Consider the following 1,361-nt stretch of genomic DNA (forward strand, 5'->3'; position numbering starts at 1 on the left):
TTTTTGGACAAGCCCTCGACCTATTAGTACACATCAGCTGAACATGTTACCATGCTTACACCTTGTGCCTATCTACCTCATAGTCTCTAAGGGGTCTTACTGCCGAAGCAGGGATATCTCATCTTGAGGGGGGCTTCACGCTTAGATGCCTTCAGCGTTTATCCCTTCCGGACTTGGCTACCCAGCCTTATGCATCTGGCGATGCAGCTGATACACCAGCGGTCCGTCCATCCCGGTCCTCTCGTACTAAGGACAGCTCCTCTCAGATATCCTACGCCCGCGCCGGATAGGGACCGAACTGTCTCACGACGTTCTGAACCCAGCTCGCGTACCGCTTTAATGGGCGAACAGCCCAACCCTTGGGACCTGCTACAGCCCCAGGATGCGATGAGCCGACATCGAGGTGCCAAACCACTCCGTCGATGTGAACTCTTGGGAGTGATAAGCCTGTTATCCCCAGGGTAGCTTTTATCCGTTGAGCGATGGCAATCCCACTTTCATGCCACCGGATCACTAAGTCCTACTTTCGTATCTGTTCCACCCGTCGGTGTCACAGTCAGGCTCCCTTATGCCTTTGCACTCTCCGAATGGTTTCCGTCCATTCTGAAGGAACCTTTGAGCGCCTCCGATACCCTTTCGGAGGCGACCGCCCCAGTCAAACTCCCCGGCAGACATTGTCCCCGGACCGGTTTCACGGTCCTTGGTTAGAAACCCAGTACTATAAGGGTGGTATCCCAACAGCGACTCCATGACAACTGACGTCATCACTTCAAAGTCTCCCACCTATCCTGTACATACAGTACCGAATCCCAGTATCAACCTGGAGTAAAGCTCCATGGGGTCTTTCCGTCCTGGCGCGGGTAACCAGCATCTTCACTGGTACTTCAATTTCACCGGGTGCATTGCCGAGACAGTGCTCAAATCATTACGCCTTTCGTGCGGGTCGGAACTTACCCGACAAGGAATTTCGCTACCTTAGGACCGTTATAGTTACGGCCGCCGTTTACTGGGGCTTAAATTCAAAGCTTCGCTTGCGCTAACCTCTCCTCTTAACCTTCCAGCACCGGGCAGGCGTCAGCCCATATACCTCACCTTTCGGTTTCGCATAGACCTGTGTTTTTGCTAAACAGTTGCTTGAGCCTCTTCTCTGCGGCCTGCTCTCGCAGGCTCCCCTTATCCCGAAGTTACGGGGACATTTTGCCGAGTTCCTTAACAATGCTTCTCCCGCCGGCCTTAGGATTCTCTCCTCATCCACCTGTGTCGGTTTACGGTACGGGCTGATGATACGCTATAGTGGCTTTTCTTGGCAGTACGTCCATGTGCTTCACTACTCTCAGTTCGTTCCCCCTTGCGGGACCGGT

Annotated in this window: 1 rRNA gene; it reads right to left on the minus strand. The window is 53.5% G+C overall.

Going from position 1 to position 1,361, the window contains the following annotated elements:
* Positions 1 to 3: 3 nt before the first annotated feature.
* A 23S ribosomal RNA gene (locus G601_RS26515) occupies positions 4 to 1,361 on the minus strand; the annotation flags it as partial.

The sequence above is a fragment of the Butyrivibrio sp. FC2001 genome (assembly GCF_000424125.1).
Lineage (GTDB): Bacteria > Bacillota > Clostridia > Lachnospirales > Lachnospiraceae > Butyrivibrio.